The sequence below is a fragment of the Mycobacterium sp. genome, assembly GCF_044223235.1.
Lineage (GTDB): Bacteria > Actinomycetota > Actinomycetes > Mycobacteriales > Mycobacteriaceae > Mycobacterium.
The window spans coordinates 1-19,233 of the sequence record NZ_JBGAME010000027.1; the positions used below are offsets into that span (position 1 = coordinate 1).

Below are 19,233 nucleotides of genomic sequence, written 5' to 3' on the forward strand. Positions count from 1 at the left end.
CTCGGGGCCGAAGCCCTGCACCTCGAATACCCCACCAAGGTGGTCTTCGACGGCGTCTCGCTCGGCGTGGACGAGGGGGACCGGATCGGCATCGTGGGCCGCAACGGCGACGGAAAGTCGAGCCTGCTGTCCCTGCTCGCAGGCCGCGGCCGGCCGGACTCCGGACGGGTGACGGTGCGCGCCGGCGTGAGCATCGGAATGCTCGACCAGGCCGACACCCTCGATGACGGCGACACCGTCGGACACGCCGTCGTCGGCGACGCCGCCGAACACGTGTGGGCGGGTGACGCCCGCGTTCGCGACGTCATTGCGGGACTGCTCGAGGACCTGGACTGGGACGCGCGGCTGGGCACCCTGTCGGGCGGGCAGCGGCGCAGGGTGGCCCTGGCTGCGTTACTCGCCGGGCCGTGGGATGTCCTGGCCCTGGACGAGCCGACGAACCACCTCGACGTGGAGGGGATCGCCTGGCTCGCCGAGCATCTGAAGCGGCGCTGGGCGGCCAGCGCGGGCGGGCTGCTCGTCGTGACCCACGACCGGTGGTTCCTCGACGAGGTCTGCACGACGACGTGGGAGGTTCACGACCGCGTCGTCGAGCCGTTCGAGGGCGGGTATGCGGCCTACATCCTGCAGCGCGTCGAGCGGGACCGTCAGGCCGCGGCGATCGAAGCGCGCAGGCAGAACCTGGCCCGCAAGGAACTCGCCTGGCTGCGCCGCGGCGCGCCGGCGCGCACCTCGAAGCCGAAGTTCCGCATCGACGCAGCCAACGCACTCATCGCCGACGTTCCCGAGATCCGCGACAAGGTCTCCCTGCACTCGCTGGCCGTGTCGCGGCTGGGCAAGGAGGTGGTCGATCTGCTCGACGCGTCGGTGTCCTACGACGGGCGCGAGGTGCTGCACGGTGTGGAGTGGCGCATCGCGCCCGGCGAGCGCACCGGCGTCCTCGGCGTCAACGGCGCGGGTAAATCCACGCTGCTCGGGCTGGTGTCCGGCGCGGTCGAACCCACCGTGGGACGCGTCAAGCGCGGCAAGACCGTCAGGGTCGCGACGCTGACACAGAAGCTGGACGACCTCGACGAGCACCTCGACGAGCCGGTGCGCGTCGTCGTCTCCCGGTTGGCCACCAGCTACACCATCGGCACCGGATCCAAGGCGCAGGAGCTCACACCGGGCCAGCTACTGGAACGCATGGGCTTCACCACGCCCCAGCTCTCCACCCCCGTCAAGGACCTCTCCGGAGGGCAGAAGCGGCGCCTTCAGCTGCTGCTGATCCTGCTCGACCAGCCCAACGTGCTGATCCTCGACGAGCCGACCAACGATCTGGACACCGATCTGCTTGCCGCGATCGAGGACCTGCTCGACTCCTGGGCCGGCACGCTCATCGTGGTGTCCCACGACAGGTATTTCATCGAGCGGGTCACCGATCAGCAGTACGCGATCTTCGGCGGCAAGCTGCGCCACCTGCCCGGCGGCGTCGACGAGTACCTGCGGCTGCGCCACGACCAGCGCCAGCGTGCTGCCACCCAGGCGTCCGCTTCCACCGGCGACGCCTCGCAGGCGGCACTGTCAGGTGCCGAGTTGCGCGCCGCGTACAAGGAACTCGCGGCGATCGAACGCCGGCTGACGAAGCTGGCCGAACAGATAGACGCCCAGCGGATCGCACTGGCCGAACACGACCAGTCGGACTATCAGGGCCTGCGGGTGAAGATGCAGGCCATCGATGAGATCCAAAGGGAGAACGCGCAACTCGAGGAACGCTGGCTGGAGCTCAGCGAACAGCTCTGAGTTCACCGGCGCAGCCGGGCCCGCAACCTCTCTCCGGTGTCACGGACCACGCCCAATTGCTTGGCCACCTGGACGGGCGCGGTGCCGCCGCGGGCGTCGCGGGAGTCCACCGACCCGCTGATGGTCAGCACCTCACGCACCTGGGGCGTCAGCTCTGGGTGGATCCCGGCCAGCTCGGCGTCCTCCAGGTCCTCCAACCCGACCCCGCGGGCCTCGGCCGCCCGCACCGCCGCGCCGGCCGCCTCATGGGCGACCCGGAACGGAATCCCCCTGCGCACCAACCACTCCGCGACGTCGGTGGCCAGGGTGTAGCCGAGCGGCGCCAGTTCGGCCATCCGGTCGGTGTCGAAGCGCAGCGTGCCGACCAGTCCGGCCACCGCGGGCAGCAACAGCTCCAGCTGGGCCACGGAGTCGAAGAGCGGCTCCTTGTCCTCCTGCAGGTCACGGTTGTAGGCCAGCGGCTGGGCCTTGAGCGTGGCGAGCAGGCCGGTGAGGTTGCCGATCAGCCTGCCCGACTTGCCGCGGGCCAACTCCGCGATGTCGGGATTCTTCTTCTGCGGCATGATCGAACTGCCGGTCGACCACGCGTCGTGCAGCGTCACATAGCCGAATTCGGTTGTGCTCCACAGGATGATGTCCTCGGCCAGCCGCGAGAGATCCACTCCGATCATGGCCAGGACGAACGCTGCCTCCGCGGCGAAGTCGCGCGCTGCGGTGGCGTCGATGGAGTTGTCCGCCGCCGAGTCGAAGCCGAGTTCCTCGGCGATCGCGTCGGGGTCCAGGTTCAGCGACGACCCGGCCAGCGCGCCGGATCCGTACGGCGACACCGCCGCCCGCCTGTCGACGTCGCAGAGGCGGTCGACGTCGCGCAGCAGCGGGTGGGCGTGGGCGAGCAGATGGTGCGCGAGCAGCACGGGCTGTGCGGACTGCAGGTGGGTCTTGCCAGGCATGATCGCCGTCGGGTGCGAAGCCGCCTGCATGGCCAGCGCCCCGACGACGTCGAGCACACCGCCGGCGACCCGCCGGATGGCGTCGCGCAACCAGGCCCGAAACAGCGTGGCCACCTGGTCATTTCGGGAACGGCCCGCCCGCAGCCGACCGCCGAGGTCGTCCCCCACGCGATCGATCAGGCCCCGTTCCAGCGCGCCGTGGACGTCCTCGTCGGTGACCAGCGGCCCGAAGCTGCCGTCGGCGACGTCCGCACCGAGGCTGTCGAGACCCGCCAGCAGGCCGTCGCGCTGTTCGGCGGTGAGAAGTCCCGCGTTGAACAGCACCCGCGCGTGCGCCTTGGACGCGGCGACGTCGTAGGGCGCCAGCACCCAGTCGAAGTGGGTGGACTTGCTCAGCGCGGCGAGCGCGTCGGACGGGCCGTCGGCGAACCGACCGCCCCACAGCGACCCCTCGTTGGTGCTCACCGGCGCGCCACCACTCCTGCGAGCGTGCGCATGTGTACGCGATCGGCGGCGTGTCCCTGTACAGACACGCACGGTCGCGGACAGGTGTGGGGGCGCGTCACTGACGGAGGTCCCGGCGCGCGGCGATCTTGGAGCTCAGGCCGTGCACGTGCACGAAACCCTTGGCGCTGGACTGGTCGAAGGAGTCGCCCTCGTCGTAGGTCGCGAGGTTGAAGTCGTAGAGCGATTCGGGGCTGCGCCTGCCGTTGACGGCGATGTGCCCGCCGTGCAACACCATCCGGATGTCGCCGGTGACGTGCTCCTGCGTGTGCGCGACGAAGGACTCCAGCGCCCGCTTCAGCGGCGAGTACCACAGGCCGTCGTACACCAGCTCGCCCCACTTCTGGTCGGTGGTGCGCTTGAACCGGCCCAGCTCCCGCTCCAGCGTCACGTGCTCGAGTTCGGTGTGCGCGGTGATGAGCACCATCGCGCCCGGGGCCTCGTAGATCTCCCGGCTCTTGATGCCTACCAGGCGGTCCTCGACGACGTCGAGCCGTCCCACACCCTGCGCGCCGGCCCGCCGGTTCAGTTCGACGATGGCCTCCAGCACAGTGACCGGCTTGCCGTCGATCGCGACCGGCACACCGCCCTCGAAGCCGACGACCACCTCGTCGGGGGTGTTCCAGTTCAGCGTGGGATCTTCGGTGTAGTCGTAGACGTCCTTGGTGGGCGCGTTCCAGAGGTGTTCGAGGAAGCCCGTCTCCACCGCCCGGCCCCACACGTTCTGGTCGACGGAGAACGGCGAGCGCTTGGTGACGTTGATCGGGATCGCGTTCTCCTCGGCGAAGGCGATGGCCTTCTCCCGGGTCCACGCGTAGTCGCGCACCGGTGCGAGCACCTCCAGATCCGGTGCCAGCGAGGCGAATCCGACCTCGAAGCGGACCTGGTCGTTCCCCTTGCCGGTGCAGCCGTGCGCGACGATGCCGCCGCCGTGTTCGCGGGCCGCGGCCACCAGGTGCTTGACGATCAACGGCCGGCTGATGGCCGACACCAGCGGGTAGCGGTCCATGTACAGCGCGTTGGACTGGATGGTCGGCAGGCAGTACTGCTCGGCAAACTCGTCGCGGGCGTCGACGACGACGGCCTCCACTGCACCGCAGTCCAGCGCCCGCTGGCGGACGACCTCCATATCCTCGCCGCCTTGACCGAGGTCGATCGCGACGGCGACGACCTCGCGGCCGGTCTCCTTGCCGATCCAGCTGATCGCAACCGAAGTGTCCAGACCGCCGGAATACGCCAGGATGACGCGTTCGGACCCCGGTTGTGACATGCCCAATCTCCTTCTGACTGTTCGCTATTGAAAGTTCTCGATGGTCGCGGCGAGTTCCGCGCCAGTCATGGGTTCGCGCGCCACCACCAAGATGGTGTCATCCCCGGCCACCGTGCCCACCACGTAGGGCAGCGCGGCGCGATCGATGGCGCTGGCGAGGTAGTGGGCCGCACCGGGTGGCGTGCGCAACACCGCGAGGTTGCCGCTCGCGTCGGTCGACACCAGCAGCTCGCTCAGCAGCCGCGATACCCGTTCGGTGCCACCCGAGACGCCACGCACCGGGCTGCCGTCCTCGGGCACGACATACACCCCGACGCCCCCGTCGGCACCGCGCAGCTTCACCGCGCCGAGTTCCTCCAGGTCGCGCGACAGCGTCGCTTGCGTGGCCTCGATGCCCTCCGCGGACAGCATCGCGGCGAGTTCGCCCTGGCTGCGCACCGAATTCGCCGACAGGATTGCCACAATGCGACTCTGACGGCCCGCGCGCGTCGCCGCCACTTCCGGGGCCGCCCGGCCGGCGACATCGGACACCGGAGCCGCCCCGGCGGCGACATCGGAATCAGCGGCGGCCTTGGGGTTACTCATCGGGGTTACTCATCCCGACTTTTCCAGGAGCCACACCAGCAGCGCCTTCTGCGCGTGCAGCCGGTTCTCGGCCTCGTCGAACACCGCGCTCTGCGGGCCGTCGATCACCTCGTCGGTGATCTCGTAGCCACGATGCGCCGGAAGGCAGTGCAGCACAACGGCATCCGAATCGGCCAGCGCCAGCAGTTCGGCGTTGATCTGGAACGGGCGGAACGGCCGCACCCGATCGAGCCCGTCGTTCTCCTGGCCCATCGACGTCCAGGTGTCGGTCACCAGGACGTCGGCGCCGTCGGCGGCCCGCTTGGGGTCGTCCGTCAGTGTCACCGTCGCACCGGTCTGCCTGCCGCGCGCTTCGGCGGCGGCGACGAACTCGGCGTGCGGTCCGAAACCCGTTGGTGCCGCGACGGTCACATGGATCCCGGCGGTGACCCCGCCCAGCATCAGCGAATGCGCCATGTTGTTGGCGCCGTCCCCGAAGTACGACAACTTCAATCCTTTGAGGCCCGACGGCCCCCCCTTGCGCTCGACCAGCGTCTGCAGATCCGCGAGCACCTGGCAGGGATGGAACTCGTCGGACAGTGCGTTGACGAGCGGCACCGTCGCGCCGGCGGCCATCGCCGTCAGGCGCTCCTGGGCGAAGGTGCGCCACACGATCGCGTCGACATAGCGCGACAGCACCCGGCCGGTGTCCTCCAGCGTCTCCTCGCGGCCCAGCTGGGTGCTGCGGCCGTCGACGACGACGGCGTGACCGCCGAGCTGGGCCACGCCGATCTCGAAGGAGAACCGGGTGCGGGTGGAGTTCTTGTCGAAGATCACGGCGACACCGCGCGGACCTTCCAGCGGGCGCCGCGAGAACGGATCCTTCTTCAGCTCGGCGGCCAGTGCCAGCACCTCCGCCTGCTCCCCCGGCGTCAGGTCGTCGTCGCGCAGAAAATGCCGTGTCATCGTGCGGCGTCCAGGATCTCGGGCAGGTCGGCGATGAACGCCTCGATCTGCGCCTCGGTGATGACCAGCGGCGGCGCCAGCCGGATCACCTCGGGTGCGGCAGCGTTGACCAGATAGCCGGCCTCGCGCGCCGCCAACTCCACGGCCTTGCCTTCCGGGGCGGTGAGCACGATGCCCCGCAGCAGGCCGCGTCCGCGGACGTGGTCGACCAGGGGGTGGCCCAATGCCTCGATGGCGTGGCTGAGTGTCTTGCCGAGCACCTGGGCCCGGTCGACCAGATCCTCGGCGGCCAGCGTGCGCAGCACCGCGAGCGCCGCGGCCGTGCAGACCGGGTTGCCGCCGAAGGTGCTGCCGTGCAGGCCCGGGATGAGGAGGTCGCCGGCCGCGCCGACGGCCAGGCAGGCCCCGATCGGCAGCCCGCCGCCGAGACCCTTGGCCAGGGTCACCACGTCGGGGGTGATGCCATCGTGCTGATGGGCGAAGAAGGTCCCGGTGCGGCCGACGCCAGTCTGCACCTCGTCGATCACCAGCAGCGCACCGTGTTTGGTGGTCAGCTCCCGCGCCGCGGCCAGGTATCCGGCGGGCGGGACGACGACGCCGCCCTCCCCCATGATCGGTTCGAGGAACACCGCGGCGGTCTGCGCGTCGACGACGCGCTCGAGTTCGGCGACATCGCCGTAGGGCACGTGGACGACGTCGCCGGGCAGCGGCGCGAACGGCGCCTGCTTGGAGGGCTGGCCGGTGAGCGCCAGTGAGCCCATCGTGCGGCCGTGGAAAGCGCCTTGTGCGGCAACGAGTTTGGTCCGGCCGGTGAGTCGGCTGATCTTGAAGGCGACCTCGTTGGCCTCGGTGCCGGAGTTGCAGAAGAACACCCGCGCCTGGACACCGAGCAGCCCGACGAGGGCCTCGGCCAGCGCGATGCCGGGTTCGGTGGCGTACAGGTTCGACGTGTGGCCCAGGGTGTTGAGCTGACGGGTCACCGCTTCGATGACCGCGGGGTGGCGGTGCCCGAGCACGTTCACCGCGATCCCGCCGAGCAGGTCGACGTAGGACTTGCCGTCGACGTCGGTCACAACTGCGCCGTCACCGCTGGCCAGCGCGACCGGCGGGGTGCCGTAGTTGTTCATCATCACCGCCGACCAGCGCTGCTGGACCGCCTCGGTTCCCGTTTCAGCCATGGGTGCCCACCACCTTGGTGCCCGTCCCCTCGTCGGTGAACAGTTCGACCAGCACGCAGTGCTCGACGCGCCCGTCGATGACATGCGCGCTGGGTACGCCGCCGCCGACCGCCCGCAGGCAGGCCTCGATCTTGGGGATCATGCCGGCCTCCAGCGTGGGAAGCAGTTGCGTCAGCGCCCCGGCGTCGATCTCGCTGACCAGCGATTCGCGATTGGGCCAATCGGTGTAGAGGCCCTCGACGTCGGTGAGCATGACCAGCTTCTCGGCCCCGAGCGCCTCGGCCAGCGCCGCGGCGGCGGTGTCGGCGTTGATGTTGTGCACGACGCCGTCGGCGTCGGGCGCGATGGTGGACACCACCGGGATGCGGCCGGCCTGGATCAGGTCGAGCACCGCGGCCGAGCTGACCCGCTCGACATCGCCGACCAGGCCGATGTCGGTGGCCACGCCGTCCACGGTGACGCTGCGGCGCACCGCGGTGAACAGCTGCGCGTCCTCGCCGGTGATGCCGACCGCGTAGGGGCCGTGCGCGTTGATGAGGTTGACCAGTTCGCGGCCGACCTGCCCGAACAGCACCATGCGGGCCACGTCGAGGACCTCCGGTGTGGTGACCCGGAAGCCGCCCTTGAAGTCGCCGGGGATGCCGAGGCGTTTGAGCATGGCGCTGATCTGCGGGCCGCCGCCGTGCACGACGACGGGGTGGATGCCGCAGTTGCGCAGGAACACCATGTCCGCGGCGAACGCGGCCTTGAGGGTGTCGTCGGTCATGGCGTTGCCGCCGTATTTGACGACGACGATCTTGTCGTGCAGCCGTTTGAGCCACGGCAGCGCCGCGGCCAGCACCTGTGCCTTGGTCGTCGTCGTGGCTGTCGTCGTCGTGGCTGTAGTGGCCTGGCTCATGAGCTGTAGGCCGAGTTCTCTTCGACGTAGGCGTGCGACAGGTCGGTGGTCCGGATCGTCGCGCGTTGCAATCCGGCGCCGAGGTCGATGGTGACGTCGACGTCGGCACCCGACAGGTCGACGTCACGAGCTCCCGGTGCGCCGACTCCGTCGATGCATACCGGAGAACCGTTGAACGACACGCTGATTCGTTCCGGATCCAATGTCACCGGGGCCATCCCGACCGCGGCGAGGACCCGCCCCCAGTTCGGGTCGGAGCCGAACAGCGCGGTTTTGACCAGGCTGTCGCGGGCCACCACACGGGCGGCGGTCACGGCGTCGTCCTCGGTCGCGGCGCCGGTGACCGTGATTGCGATGCGCTTGGTGACGCCCTCGGCGTCGGCCTGCAGCTGGGCGCACAGATCATTACAGACCTGCAGCACCGCGTCGTCCAGATCGCGTTGGCTGGGCGCGATCTCGCTCGCACCGGAGGACAGCAGCAGCACGGTGTCGTTGGTGGAGCAGCTGCCGTCGACGTCGAGGCGGTCGAAGGTGAGCGCGGCCGCGCGCCGCAGCGCATGGTCAAGGGCCGCCGAAGTGGCGACGGCGTCGGTGGTGATCACGCACAGCATGGTCGCCAGCGACGGGGCCAGCATGCCAGCGCCTTTGGCCATGCCGCCGACGGTCCAGTCGTCGCGGTGGTGCAGCGCAGCTTGTTTCGGCACCGTGTCGGTGGTCATGATGGCCCGCGCCGCCTCTTCGCCGCCGGTCAGGCCGCCGGCCATCTCGTGCACGATGTCCTGGACTCCCGCGAGCATCTTCTCCATCGGCAGCCGGTCGCCGATCAGACCTGTCGAACACACCGCGACCTCGATCGCCCCGGTATCGGTGCCCCAGTCCGACAGCGCCGCCGCCACCGCCTCGGCCGTCGCGTGGCTGTCCTGGAAACCGACCGGTCCGGTGCAGGCGTTGGCGCCGCCGGAGTTGAGGATGACCGCCCGCAGCCTGCCGGTGGTGAGCACCTGCCGCGTCCACAGCACCGGCGCTGCTTTGACCTGGTTTCGGGTGAACACCCCCGCGGCGGCATAGTCGGGGCCCTCGTTGAACACCAGCGCCAGATCCAGCGCGCCGGAGGCCTTGATGCCCGCGGCGATACCGGTCGCCCGGAATCCCGCAGGGGCGGTGACGCCCTGGGTGCGGATCAGTCGGGTCCTGATCGGCGAGACCTGGTCGGCCACATCGGATCCGGTCACGGCGCCACCCCTACGATCGACAGTCCTTCGGTCTCCGGCCAGCCCAGCGCCAGGTTCATCGACTGCACCGCCGCGCCCCCGGTGCCCTTGACCAGGTTGTCGATGGCAGCGACGACCACCAGTGTCTTGGCGTCATCGTCGAGGGCCAGGGCCAGCTGGGCGGCGTTGCTGCCGATCACCGCGCCCGTCTTGGGCAGCTGGCCGTCGGGCAGCAAGTGGACGAACGGCTCGGCGTCGTAGGCCTTTTCGTAGGCGGCGCGCACCTGCGAGAGCGGCGCCTGGGTCCTGGCGGTGCAGGTGGCCAGGATGCCGCGTGAGGTGGGGATCAGCACCGGGGTAAAGGACACCGTCACTTGCTTGTCGGTGACCGATCGCAGACCCTGCGCGATCTCCGGGGTGTGCCGGTGCTTTCCGCCGATGTTGTACGCGCGTGCCGATCCGATGACCTCGGAGCCCAGCAGGTCGACGTTGGCGGACTTGCCCGCCCCCGACGTGCCGCTCACCGCGACGACCGTCACCGCGGGTTCGATGAGGTCGTCGGCGACCGCGGGCCACAGCGCCAGCAGCGCCGCCGTCGGGTAGCAGCCGGGTACAGCGATGCGCGTGGCGCCCTGCAGGCGTTCACGGCAGCCCGGCAGCTCGGGCAGCCCGTAGGGCCAGCTGCCCGCATGCGGCGAGCCGTAGAAGCGTTCCCATGCGGCGGGGTCGGTGAGCCGGAAGTCGGCGCCGCAGTCGATGACGACCGTGTCGGGGCCCAGCTGCTCCGCCAGCGCCGCGGAATGTCCGTGCGGCAGGGCCAGGAACACCACGTCATGTCCAGCCAGCACCTCGATCTCGGTGCCGTCGAGCACCCGGCCGCCCAGCGGCAGCAGGTGCGGATGGTGCTCCGCCAATGTGGTGCCCGCGCTGGCCGCGGCCGTCAACGCACCGATGGTCAGCCGGCCGTCGCCGTAGGCGGGATGCCCGAGCAACAGGCGCAGGATCTCCCCACCCGCATAGCCACTGGCACCGGCCACCGCGACAGAAACCATGGGCACCATCCTTGCATCGTTATGCAGTGATCTGCAAACTCATTACTAGATCACTTGGCCGAGCGTGCGCATTTGTAGGCCATGGCACGGCGTGTCGCGTACAGACCCGCACGCTCGCGGCAGAAGGGGGCGGGGATCAGCGGCGCTGCTCGGCTCCGACCCGGTCGGCAGCGGTCCGCACCGCGGCATCGCGCGCCGCGCTGGCCTCGTCCTCGGTCAGCGTGCGGTCCGGCGCGCGGAAGGTCAGCGCCAGCGCGAGCGACTTGCGGCCATCGCCGATCTGCGGACCGGTGTAGACGTCGAACAGCCGGATATCCTCCAGCAGCTCCCCCGCGCCGTCACGCACGGCATCCACGACACTCTGCGCAGCACAATCGTCGGCCACGATCAGCGCGACGTCCTGGAACACCGCAGGGAACGGCGACACCGACGGGGCGGGCAGCGACTCCACGATCGGGATGGCGTCGAGGTCAAGCTCGGCCGCGCAGGTGCCCTTCGGCAGTCCGGCGCGCTCGATGACCGCGGGGTGCAGTTGGCCGGCGTGGCCGATCACGGTGTCACCCATCAGCACCGCCGCGCACCGGCCCGGGTGCCACGGCAGCCGGTCGGGCGCCTCGACCAGCGTCAGGTCCACCCCGGCGGCGCGGCCGACCACACGCACCGCCTCGAACGCGTCGGCGGCCTCCACCGGTCGCCCCGGACCCCACGGCCCTGCGGGTTCGCGCAACCCGGCCAGGACGACGGCGACGTGGCGCGGCTGGCGCGGAAGGGACGCGTCCAGCGCGCGGATCTCCTCGTCGGTGGGACGGCGGGTGTTCGGGATCCGCTCGACCGCCCCGGTGAGCTCGGTGGGTTCGACGACCTGCTGGATCGCGAACAGCGCGGTGTCCACCGCGCCACGGGAGACGTTGCGGGTCAGCGCTTCGAGCAGGCCGGGCAGCAGTGTGGTGGCCAGGTGCGGCCGGTCGGCTTCCAGCGGGTTGAGCACCTGGGTGGTGGCCCGGCGCGGGTCGTCGGCGGGCAGGCCCCACTGGTCGAACACACCCGCGGGCAGGAACGGCGTCGGCAGGATTTCGACGAAACCGGCCAGCGCCAAAGACTTTCCGATCGCCCGGCGGCGCTTCTGATCCGGCGTCAGCCCGCGTCCCGGCGGCGCCAGCGGAAGCACGGACGGAATCTTCTCCAACCCCTCCAGCCGCAGCACCTCCTCGACGAGGTCGGCCGACTCCACCAGATCGGGCCGCCAGCTGGGCGGGGTCGCGGTCAGCGCTGCGCCGTCGCTGACGACGGCCGCACCGATCTGGGTCAGCCTGCGCTGCGCGGCGCCGTCGGGGTAGCGCACACCGGCGGTGCGGTCGGGAAGGTCGGTGGCCATGGTCACCGGCGGGTGCGACCAGTCGGCGCGCGGGGGGTCGCCGCGCCAGTCGGTCAGCGTCGAGTCGATGGTTCCGCCTGCGATGTCGGCCAGCAGCGCCGCGCACCGGTCCAGCGCGGCGACCGAGATGGCCGGATCGACCGAGCGTTCGTAGCGGCGGCCGGCTTCACTGGCCAGGTGCAGCCTGCGCTGAGTGCGCGAGACGGCGGCCGGGTCCCACACGGCCGCTTCGAGCAGCACGTCGGTGGTGGTCGAGCGGACCTCGGTGGTGCCCGCGCCCATCACGCCGCCGATCGCGGCGGTGGCGACGTCGTCGACGATCAGCACGTCACCGGGGTCGAGCTTGCGTTCGATGTCGTCGAGGGTGACGACGGTCTCGCCCTCGCGCGCGAAGCGCACGTCGAATCCGCCGGTGATCAGGCTGCGGTCATGGGCGTGCATCGGGTGGCCGATCTCAAGCATCACGTAGTTGGTGACGTCGACCGCGGGTGAGATCGCCCGGATGCCACTGAGCAGCAGCCGCCGCTGCATCCACCACGGCGACACCGCGGCGGGGTCGATACCGGTCACCGGCCGCAGACCGAACCGGATGACGCCGGTGCCGGGCTGCACCGTCAACGGCCACGCCTCGCCGTCGACGGGCAACGGGGCGACATCGGCCGGATCGACGAAATCCAGGTCGTAGGCGCAGGCGATCTCACGGGCCATGCCGCGAATCGACAGGCAGTAGCCGCGGTCGGGGGTGATGGCCAGGTGGAACACCACGTCGTTCAGGCCGAGGATGTCGGCCGCCGCGTCACCGGGCCGCGCCGTGCCCGGTGGAAGCACCAGGATCCCGGAATGGTCTGCGCCCAAACGCAATTCAGACGACGAGCAGATCATGCCGTCGGAAGTCCGCCCGTAGGTCTTGCGCCGGGCGATGGTGAAGTCCCCAGGTAGCGTGGCTCCCGGCAGTGCCACTACGACCAGGTCGCCGACGCCGAAATTCGTTGCCCCGCAAACGATGTCGCGCAGCTCTTGTTCGCCGACGTCGACCTTGACGGCCCGGATCGGCTTCTTGAAGTCGGCGAGTTCCTCGATGTCGGCGACCCGTCCGACGGTCAGCGGTCCGGAGACCGGCCCGACCGGGATGATCTCCTCGACCTCGTGGCCGATCCGGATCAGCGTCTGCTCGAGTTCCTCGGCGGGCACGTCCCAGCCGGGAGCGCCAGCGCGGACAGCATCGCGCAGCCAGCTGTACGGGAGCCGCATCAGGCGCCCACCCCGAACGGCAGCGAGAATCGCACGTCACCCTCCACCATGTCGCGCATGTCGGGGATGCCGTTGCGGAACTGCAGGGTGCGCTCCAGTCCCATCCCGAAGGCGAAGCCCGAGTAGACCTCGGGGTCGATGCCGCAGGCGCGCAACACATTCGGGTTGACCATCCCGCAGCCACCCCATTCCACCCAGCCGGCGCCGCCCTTCTTGCCCTCGAACCAGATGTCGACCTCGGCGGACGGTTCGGTGAACGGGAAGAAGTGCGGCCGGAACCGGGTGCGGCCCTGGGGGCCGAATTCGGAACGGGCGAACGCGTCCAGGGTGCCGCGCAGATTGGCCATCGTCAGGCCCTTGTCCACGGCCAGGCCCTCCACCTGGTGGAAGACGGGCGTGTGAGTCGAGTCGAGTTCGTCGGTGCGGAAGGTGCGCCCGATCGAGATGATGTACACCGGCAGATCGCGCTCCAGCAGCGCGCGGACCTGCACCGGGGAGGTGTGGGTGCGCAGCACCTGCCGGGAGGCTTGCTGGGCAAGCGAAGCGCCGGGAGACGATACCTGGGCAAGCGAAGCGCCGGGAGGTGATACCTGGGCAAGCGAAGCGCCGGGAGGTGATACCGGCGCGATATAGAAGGTGTCCTGCTCGCTGCGGGCCGGATGGTCGACGGGGAAGTTCAGCGCGTCGAAGTTGAACTGCTCGGTCTCGACCTCCGGCCCCTCGGCCAGTTCCCAACCCATCGCGGTGAACGTGTCGGCGATGTGTTCAGCCAGGATGGTGATCGGGTGGCGCGCACCGAGGGGTTGACGCGTCGAAGGCAGCGTGACGTCGATGCGTTCGGCCACCAGCACCGCGGCGTCCCGCTCCGCGCGCAGGGTCACCAGCCGCTCGTCGTAGGCACGCTGCGCCTCGGTGCGCGCGACGTTGACCCGCTTGCCCGCATCGGCCCTGTCGGCCTTCGGCAACGAGCCCAGCGCCTGGCGCGCGAGCGCGATCGGCGACCGGTCACCGAGGTGTTCGGTCTTGGCCAGCGCCAGGGCACCGAGGTCACCGGAAAGGTCGAACGCATGACGAGCCGCGCTGACCGCTTTGGTCAACGCTTCCTCGGACAGCCCCGAAAGACCCGCTACGTCGGTTGGCCGCTCAGCCACCCGGCGATCATAGGCGATGGCCGGATCGGCACTCGCGGGCATTTCCCCGGCGATACCCTCACGCGGTGATCCTGCGGCCACTGCTCGTCGCCTGCGTATGGCTTGCCGCGCTCGCGGCCGTGCTCTGCGCGCTGGTGTGGAACGGCTGGTGGGCGCCGGTCGCCGTGGTGCTGGCAGGCCTGGCGGGGCTGGGCACTTGGGATCTGGTGCAGACCCGCCACACCATCCTTCGGCTGTATCCGATCGTCGGGCATGTCCGGTTCCTGATGGAGGCCATCCGCCCCGAGATCCGCCAGTACTTCATCGAGTCCAACACCGAGGCGTCACCGTTCGACCGGGAAACCCGCGATCTCGTCTACGAGCGCGCCAAGGGCACCAAGGGCGACGAGCCGTTCGGCACCGAGCGCGACGTGAACGCCACCGGCTACGAATTCCTGCGGCACTCCATCCGGGCGCGCTTCGCCGACAATCTCGATCCCCGGGTGCGGCTGGGCGGGCCGGACTGTGCGCAGCCGTATGACATTGCGCTGCTGAATGTTTCAGCGATGAGCTTCGGGGCGCTGTCGGCCAACGCCATCACCGCGCTGAACCAGGGTGCGGCGCGGGGCGGGTTCGCCCACGACACCGGCGAAGGCGGGATCAGTCCGTACCATCTTCGCGGTGGCGATCTGATCTGGGAGATCGGGTCGGGCTACTTCGGGTGCCGCAGCGCCGACGGACACTTCGACCCCGTGGCATTCGGCCAGAAGGCGCAGATCCCAGCGGTGAAGGCGATCTCGATCAAGCTGTCACAGGGCGCCAAGCCCGGCCTCGGCGGCGTGCTACCGGGCGCCAAGGTCAGCAAGGAGATCGCGGCCACCCGGGGTGTGCCCGTCAGCCGGACGGTGGTGTCGCCGCCGGCGCACAGCGCCTTCGGCACGCCGATCGAGTTCACCCAGTTCATCGCCACGCTGCGCAGGCTGTCCGGCGGTAAGCCGGTGGGGTTCAAACTGTGCATCGGTGCCCGCACCGAGTTCCTCTCGATCTGCAAGGGGATCCTGGCCACCGGGACCGCCCCGGATTTCGTGATCGTCGACGGGTCCGAGGGCGGGACGGGTTCGGGACCGGTGGAGTTCGAGGACCACGTCGGCATGCCTCTGACGGAGGGGCTGATGCTCGTGCACAACTGCCTGGTCGGCACCGGCCTGCGTGAACGCATCCGGGTCGGGGCGTCGGGCAAGGTCGCCAGCGGCGTCGACATCGTCAGCCGGATCTGTCAGGGCGCGGATTTCACCATGTCGGCACGGGCGATGATGTTCGCCGTCGGCTGCATCCAGGCGCAGGCGTGTAACACCAACCGCTGCCCGACGGGTGTGGCCACCCAGGATCCGGTACGTTCGCGCGCCCTCGACGTGACCGACAAGACCGCGCGGGTCTTCAACTTCCAGCGCGCCACCGTGGCCAGCGCCGCCCAGATCGTCGCGTCCATGGGGTTGTCCGGCTTCCACGAACTCTCGCCCGCGATGCTCAACCGCCGCGTGGAGGGTCAGCGCAGCCGCACGTACGCCGAGATCTACGACTGGCTGATGCCCGGGGAACTGCTCGAGGACGCGCCGCAAGCGTGGCGCTCGGACTGGATCGAGGCGTCCGCCGACGAATTCCGCTGAGCGCCGGTGGCACAGATTCGGGATTCCAACCCGTTATGGGTCCACGATGGGTAGCGTTTGTTTGCTCAGAGGGCAGACAAACCTGGGCACATGGCAGGGGGCAACAGATGATCACAGGCAGGATCGTGACCGTCGTCGTAAGTTGCACCGTCCTCACAGCGGCCCTTGGCACGGTTGCTGGGTTCCCTGCGCACGCGGATGATTCGGGGACCGCGGTATACAACGGTGTCGAACGGCTGCGCCAGACATGCGGCGCGCTCCAGGACGATCCGCGATTGACAGCGGCTGCGCAGCGGCACGCCAACGACATGCTGACGCACGGTGTGGACGGCCATATCGGGTCGGACGGCTCGTCACCGGGGGCGCGTATCGCGGATGCGGGCTACACCGGCGCCGGCCACGGTGAGATCGTCTTCTGGGGCACCGGATCCGCTGCGGATCCGTCCGCAGCACTCGACTTGTGGATGGCAAGTCCCGCGCACCGGGCGATCATCATGGACTGCTCATTCACCGCAGGTGGCTTCGCGACCGCGTGGGACGGCACCAAGATGACCGTCGTCGGGGACTTCGCGCGCCCTTAAGTCCCGGACCAGCCACCACACGGCGTACGCCAGCGATGCGCCGAGCAGCCCCCCAACGCCGGCCAGGATTGCGGAGTCGGTGTCGACCAGCATCAGGTATCCGAACAGGGCCGCCACCGCCAACAGCAGGTACCGGGGTGGGCTCCACCGGCCGGGGCCACCGAACCGCGTCGACGCGAGCATGCCCAGCACCAGCGCCACCGCATGGCCGACTTCGGTGAAGTCGCCGTCGTCCATGACGGCGACGGCGATCGCCACCGCCAGCCACCACCCGATCCACGCGGGCCGCCATCGCGGCGCAATCGCCAGGGCAAGGGCGCCGAGGACCGCCGCGGCGCCGTAACTCATCCCGACGTCGGTGGCCCGGCTCACCGACACCGGAAGCCACCCCAGCCGCACCGCGGTGGTCAGCCCTGCCGCCACCACCAGCGTCGCGCCGATATGACCGACGGCGAAGGCGGTGACCAGCCTGCCGCTTCCCCACATCAGTTCGGCGACCGCAAGCAGACACACCAGGCCCGGCAGCCACAGGTAGACCGGGCCTGCGTCGGTGACGAACGCGCTGCCGATCAGCGTGGCGATGTGACCGTGGCCGAGGTTGTGCAGGTTGGTGCTGGCGTGGCTGATCACCCGGTCCTGGACCCGCGGGCCGAGAGCCACCAAGACGGTCGTCACACCGGCCAGGATCACTGCGTAGGCCACCGTGACCCGGACCCTGGCCACCAGCGAGAGGGCAGCCGACACCATCGGTGACCACTATCCGCGCGCTACCCCGGTCCCCCGCCATCGTCACCTGGCAGATCCCTGCGAGTTCTCACGCGATACATGGTCAGATCTGCGGGCACACCCTCGGATCTGCCCGTGAACAGCGGCCTGCGTTGTCGTTTGGCGGACACTTCAAGGGCCTCGAAATCGTCGTCCGAGATCCGTTCGAGGGCCCGCTGCGACACCACCAGGCCGCCCCGGGTGGCGCGCTCCATGACTCGGGCGGCGATATTGACGTCGACGCCGAGCCAGTCGGAGCCGATGCGCTGGGGCCGCCCGGTGTGCACGCCCGCGCGCATTCTAGGTGTATAGCCTTGCACCTCAACGCTTTTCAGCGCGTCCATCGATTCGATCACCGCGCGCACCGCGGTGGAGGGATCGCGGAACACCGCCATGATCCCGTCGCCCATCCGTTTGACGATGTGCCCGCCGGCCTCCAGCAGCGGCGGCTCGACAACCTGAGCCACCCTGCGCAGCAGCTTGAGCGTCGCCTCGTCGCCGGCCTGCAGCGACCACGACGAGAAGCCAACCAGGTCGGTGAACACGATCGTGACCTCGGGCTGGGCCGGCCGGCCCGACACCAGCTCGATGAGCGCCTGCCACACCTGCAGCGCCCCCAGGCTGACCTCCCGAGTTGCGGCGTCGCGGTCGAGCAGCCGGTCCGCGACTCGCGCGGCGGCGCGGGGTCCACCAAAACCGGTGGCCGACAGCGGATCACCGAATTCCGGATCGCCGGGCAGCGCGTGGCGAGCGCGTTTGACGAGGGCGATCAGCGCAGGATTGTGGTTGGTCCGCTTCAGCCATCGCAGCGGTCCGCCGTCGATGCCGGGGCCGGATCGTTCGTCGAACGACTCGGCATCCACCGCGCCAGCCTAGCGGGTGGCGGTGCGACCGGCCCTGGCGCTCTGGTACAGGCAGATTGCCGCGGACGAGGCGACGTTGAGGCTCTCCGAGGTCCCGGGCATCTCGATGCGCACCCGGTGGTCGGCCCGCGCCGCGAGGTCCGGCGGCAAACCCTGCGCCTCCGGCCCGAACAGCCACGCCGTCGGCGCGGACAGCAGCGGCTCGGCGTCGTCGAGGGTGAGTTCACCGTCGATGGTGGTGGCGAGCAACTGCAGGCCCGCCTCCCCCAGCGCCCCGACCGCGCGGTCGGCGTCGGGTTCGGTGACCACCGGGATCGCGAATATGCTGCCGGCCGAGGCGCGCAGACACTTCGCGTTGTACGGGTCGACGCTGTGGCCGGCCAGCACCACACCGTCGGCACCCATCGCGTCGGCGACGCGGATCAGGGTGCCCGCATTGCCCGGTTCGGAGATCTGCACGGCGACCGCGATCAGCCGCGGCGCCGTCAGGACGTCGTCGAGGGCGGTGCGCGGCACGTCGCACACCGCGACCAGCCCGACCGGTGTCACGGTGTCCGACAACGCCTTCGCGGCGCGGTCGGTGACCAGCTGCACTGGTGCGTCACCGAGCAGGGCGCCGAAGCGCTGCACCGCCGCTTCGGTGGCGAACACCTCGGAAACGACACCGCGCCGCAGCGCTGCCTCGACCAGGTTGGGTCCCTCGGCTAGGAAGCGTGCGGCGCGGCGGCGCCCGGTGTGGCGGTGCAGTTTGGCTGCCGCGGCAACCCGGGCGGAGCGCTCGGTGAGCGTCGACATCTCCCGGGTCGATTCGCTCCTGCCCTCCGTCAGGCGGCCTCGCCTGCGCCAGCCGACGGTGCATTCACGTCGGCGGGCAGTGCGGCCTTGGCCACCTCGACCAGCGCGGTGAACGCCGCCGGATCGCTGACTGCGATCTCGGCGAGGTTCTTGCGGTCCACCTCGACCCCGGCGGCCTTCAGGCCCTGGATGAGGCGGTTGTAGGTGATGTCGTTGGCCCGGGCGGCGGCGTTGATCCGCGAGATCCACAGCTTGCGGAAATCTCCCTTGCGGGCACGACGGTCCCGGTAGGCGTAGGTGAGCGAATGGAGCTGCTGCTCCTTGGCCTTGCGGTACAGACGCGACCGCTGGCCGCGATAGCCCTTGGAAGCCTTCAGGACTGTACGGCGCTTCTTCTGGGCGTTGACTGCGCGCTTAACGCGTGCCATGGG

17 protein-coding genes are annotated in these 19,233 nt (G+C 69.9%); 3 read left to right on the forward strand and 14 right to left on the reverse strand.

Annotation, left to right across the window (positions count from 1 at the left end):
- Positions 1 to 1,782, forward strand: a 1,782-nt coding sequence (locus ADBZ6K_RS22805; protein WP_526350956.1) for an ATP-binding cassette domain-containing protein, incomplete at its 5' end; no start/stop codon positions are given.
- A 2-nt stretch (positions 1,783 to 1,784) separates the two neighbouring features.
- Here the strand turns inward: ADBZ6K_RS22805 and argH are convergent.
- The 10 genes from argH to pheS all read right to left on the reverse strand — a co-directional run bounded on the left by argH (position 1,785) and on the right by pheS (position 14,152).
- Positions 1,785 to 3,197: an argininosuccinate lyase gene (gene argH, locus ADBZ6K_RS22810; protein ID WP_526350958.1), complete on the reverse strand. Its 1,413-nt coding sequence runs from the start codon at positions 3,195 to 3,197 to the stop codon at positions 1,785 to 1,787.
- A 97-nt stretch (positions 3,198 to 3,294) separates the two neighbouring features.
- Complete coding sequence (locus ADBZ6K_RS22815) at positions 3,295 to 4,506, reverse strand: argininosuccinate synthase (RefSeq protein WP_526350960.1); 1,212 nt, start codon at positions 4,504 to 4,506, stop codon at positions 3,295 to 3,297.
- A 24-nt stretch (positions 4,507 to 4,530) separates the two neighbouring features.
- Positions 4,531 to 5,091 carry an arginine repressor gene (locus ADBZ6K_RS22820; RefSeq protein WP_526350962.1) on the reverse strand — a complete coding sequence of 187 codons (561 nt, stop codon included), beginning with the start codon at positions 5,089 to 5,091 and terminating at the stop codon, positions 4,531 to 4,533.
- 9 nt (positions 5,092 to 5,100) lie between these two features.
- On the reverse strand, positions 5,101 to 6,036 hold the full coding sequence (gene argF, locus ADBZ6K_RS22825; protein WP_526350964.1) for an ornithine carbamoyltransferase: 936 nt from the start codon (positions 6,034 to 6,036) through the stop codon (positions 5,101 to 5,103).
- On the reverse strand, positions 6,033 to 7,214 hold the full coding sequence (locus ADBZ6K_RS22830; RefSeq protein WP_526350966.1) for an acetylornithine transaminase: 1,182 nt from the start codon (positions 7,212 to 7,214) through the stop codon (positions 6,033 to 6,035). Before ADBZ6K_RS22830 ends, argF begins: the two co-directional genes overlap by 4 nt.
- Positions 7,207 to 8,112, reverse strand: coding sequence for an acetylglutamate kinase (argB, locus tag ADBZ6K_RS22835; protein WP_526350968.1), 906 nt, complete (start codon positions 8,110 to 8,112; stop codon positions 7,207 to 7,209). The genes ADBZ6K_RS22830 and argB overlap by 8 nt, the downstream gene beginning before the upstream one ends.
- Positions 8,109 to 9,308: a bifunctional glutamate N-acetyltransferase/amino-acid acetyltransferase ArgJ gene (gene argJ / locus ADBZ6K_RS22840; RefSeq protein WP_526351058.1), complete on the reverse strand. Its 1,200-nt coding sequence runs from the start codon at positions 9,306 to 9,308 to the stop codon at positions 8,109 to 8,111. Before argJ ends, argB begins: the two co-directional genes overlap by 4 nt.
- Positions 9,309 to 9,340: 32 nt before the next feature.
- Positions 9,341 to 10,375 carry an N-acetyl-gamma-glutamyl-phosphate reductase gene (gene argC, locus ADBZ6K_RS22845; RefSeq protein WP_526350970.1) on the reverse strand — a complete coding sequence of 345 codons (1,035 nt, stop codon included), beginning with the start codon at positions 10,373 to 10,375 and terminating at the stop codon, positions 9,341 to 9,343.
- Between the two features lie 136 nt (positions 10,376 to 10,511).
- Positions 10,512 to 13,001: a phenylalanine--tRNA ligase subunit beta gene (gene pheT, locus ADBZ6K_RS22850; protein WP_526350972.1), complete on the reverse strand. Its 2,490-nt coding sequence runs from the start codon at positions 12,999 to 13,001 to the stop codon at positions 10,512 to 10,514.
- On the reverse strand, positions 13,001 to 14,152 hold the full coding sequence (gene pheS / locus ADBZ6K_RS22855; protein WP_526350974.1) for a phenylalanine--tRNA ligase subunit alpha: 1,152 nt from the start codon (positions 14,150 to 14,152) through the stop codon (positions 13,001 to 13,003). The genes pheT and pheS overlap by 1 nt, the downstream gene beginning before the upstream one ends.
- 68 nt (positions 14,153 to 14,220) lie before the next feature.
- On the opposite strand from pheS, the gene ADBZ6K_RS22860 reads away from it, so the two are divergent.
- Both ADBZ6K_RS22860 and ADBZ6K_RS22865 read left to right on the forward strand, forming a co-directional pair.
- A complete protein-coding gene (locus ADBZ6K_RS22860; protein WP_526351060.1) occupies positions 14,221 to 15,798 on the forward strand; it encodes an FMN-binding glutamate synthase family protein in 1,578 nt (525 codons plus the stop codon).
- Between the two features lie 107 nt (positions 15,799 to 15,905).
- Complete coding sequence (locus ADBZ6K_RS22865) at positions 15,906 to 16,379, forward strand: CAP domain-containing protein (protein ID WP_526350976.1); 474 nt, start codon at positions 15,906 to 15,908, stop codon at positions 16,377 to 16,379.
- Here ADBZ6K_RS22865 and ADBZ6K_RS22870 read toward each other — a convergent pair.
- Genes ADBZ6K_RS22870 through rplT form a run of 4 tightly spaced genes read right to left on the reverse strand, consistent with a single transcriptional unit; the run spans position 16,302 to position 19,230 of the window.
- The gene (locus ADBZ6K_RS22870) at positions 16,302 to 17,126 is read right to left on the reverse strand and encodes a rhomboid-like protein (protein WP_526350978.1); all 825 of its coding nucleotides are present in this window, start codon (positions 17,124 to 17,126) and stop codon (positions 16,302 to 16,304) included. The genes ADBZ6K_RS22865 and ADBZ6K_RS22870 overlap by 78 nt on opposite strands.
- A 20-nt stretch (positions 17,127 to 17,146) precedes the next feature.
- Complete coding sequence (locus tag ADBZ6K_RS22875) at positions 17,147 to 18,007, reverse strand: adenylate/guanylate cyclase domain-containing protein (protein WP_526350980.1); 861 nt, start codon at positions 18,005 to 18,007, stop codon at positions 17,147 to 17,149.
- A 9-nt stretch (positions 18,008 to 18,016) separates the two neighbouring features.
- The gene (locus tag ADBZ6K_RS22880) at positions 18,017 to 18,802 is read right to left on the reverse strand and encodes a TrmH family RNA methyltransferase (protein ID WP_526350982.1); all 786 of its coding nucleotides are present in this window, start codon (positions 18,800 to 18,802) and stop codon (positions 18,017 to 18,019) included.
- Between the two features lie 29 nt (positions 18,803 to 18,831).
- Positions 18,832 to 19,230 carry a 50S ribosomal protein L20 gene (gene rplT, locus ADBZ6K_RS22885; protein WP_526350984.1) on the reverse strand — a complete coding sequence of 133 codons (399 nt, stop codon included), beginning with the start codon at positions 19,228 to 19,230 and terminating at the stop codon, positions 18,832 to 18,834.
- Between the last annotated feature and the right edge of the window lie 3 nt (positions 19,231 to 19,233).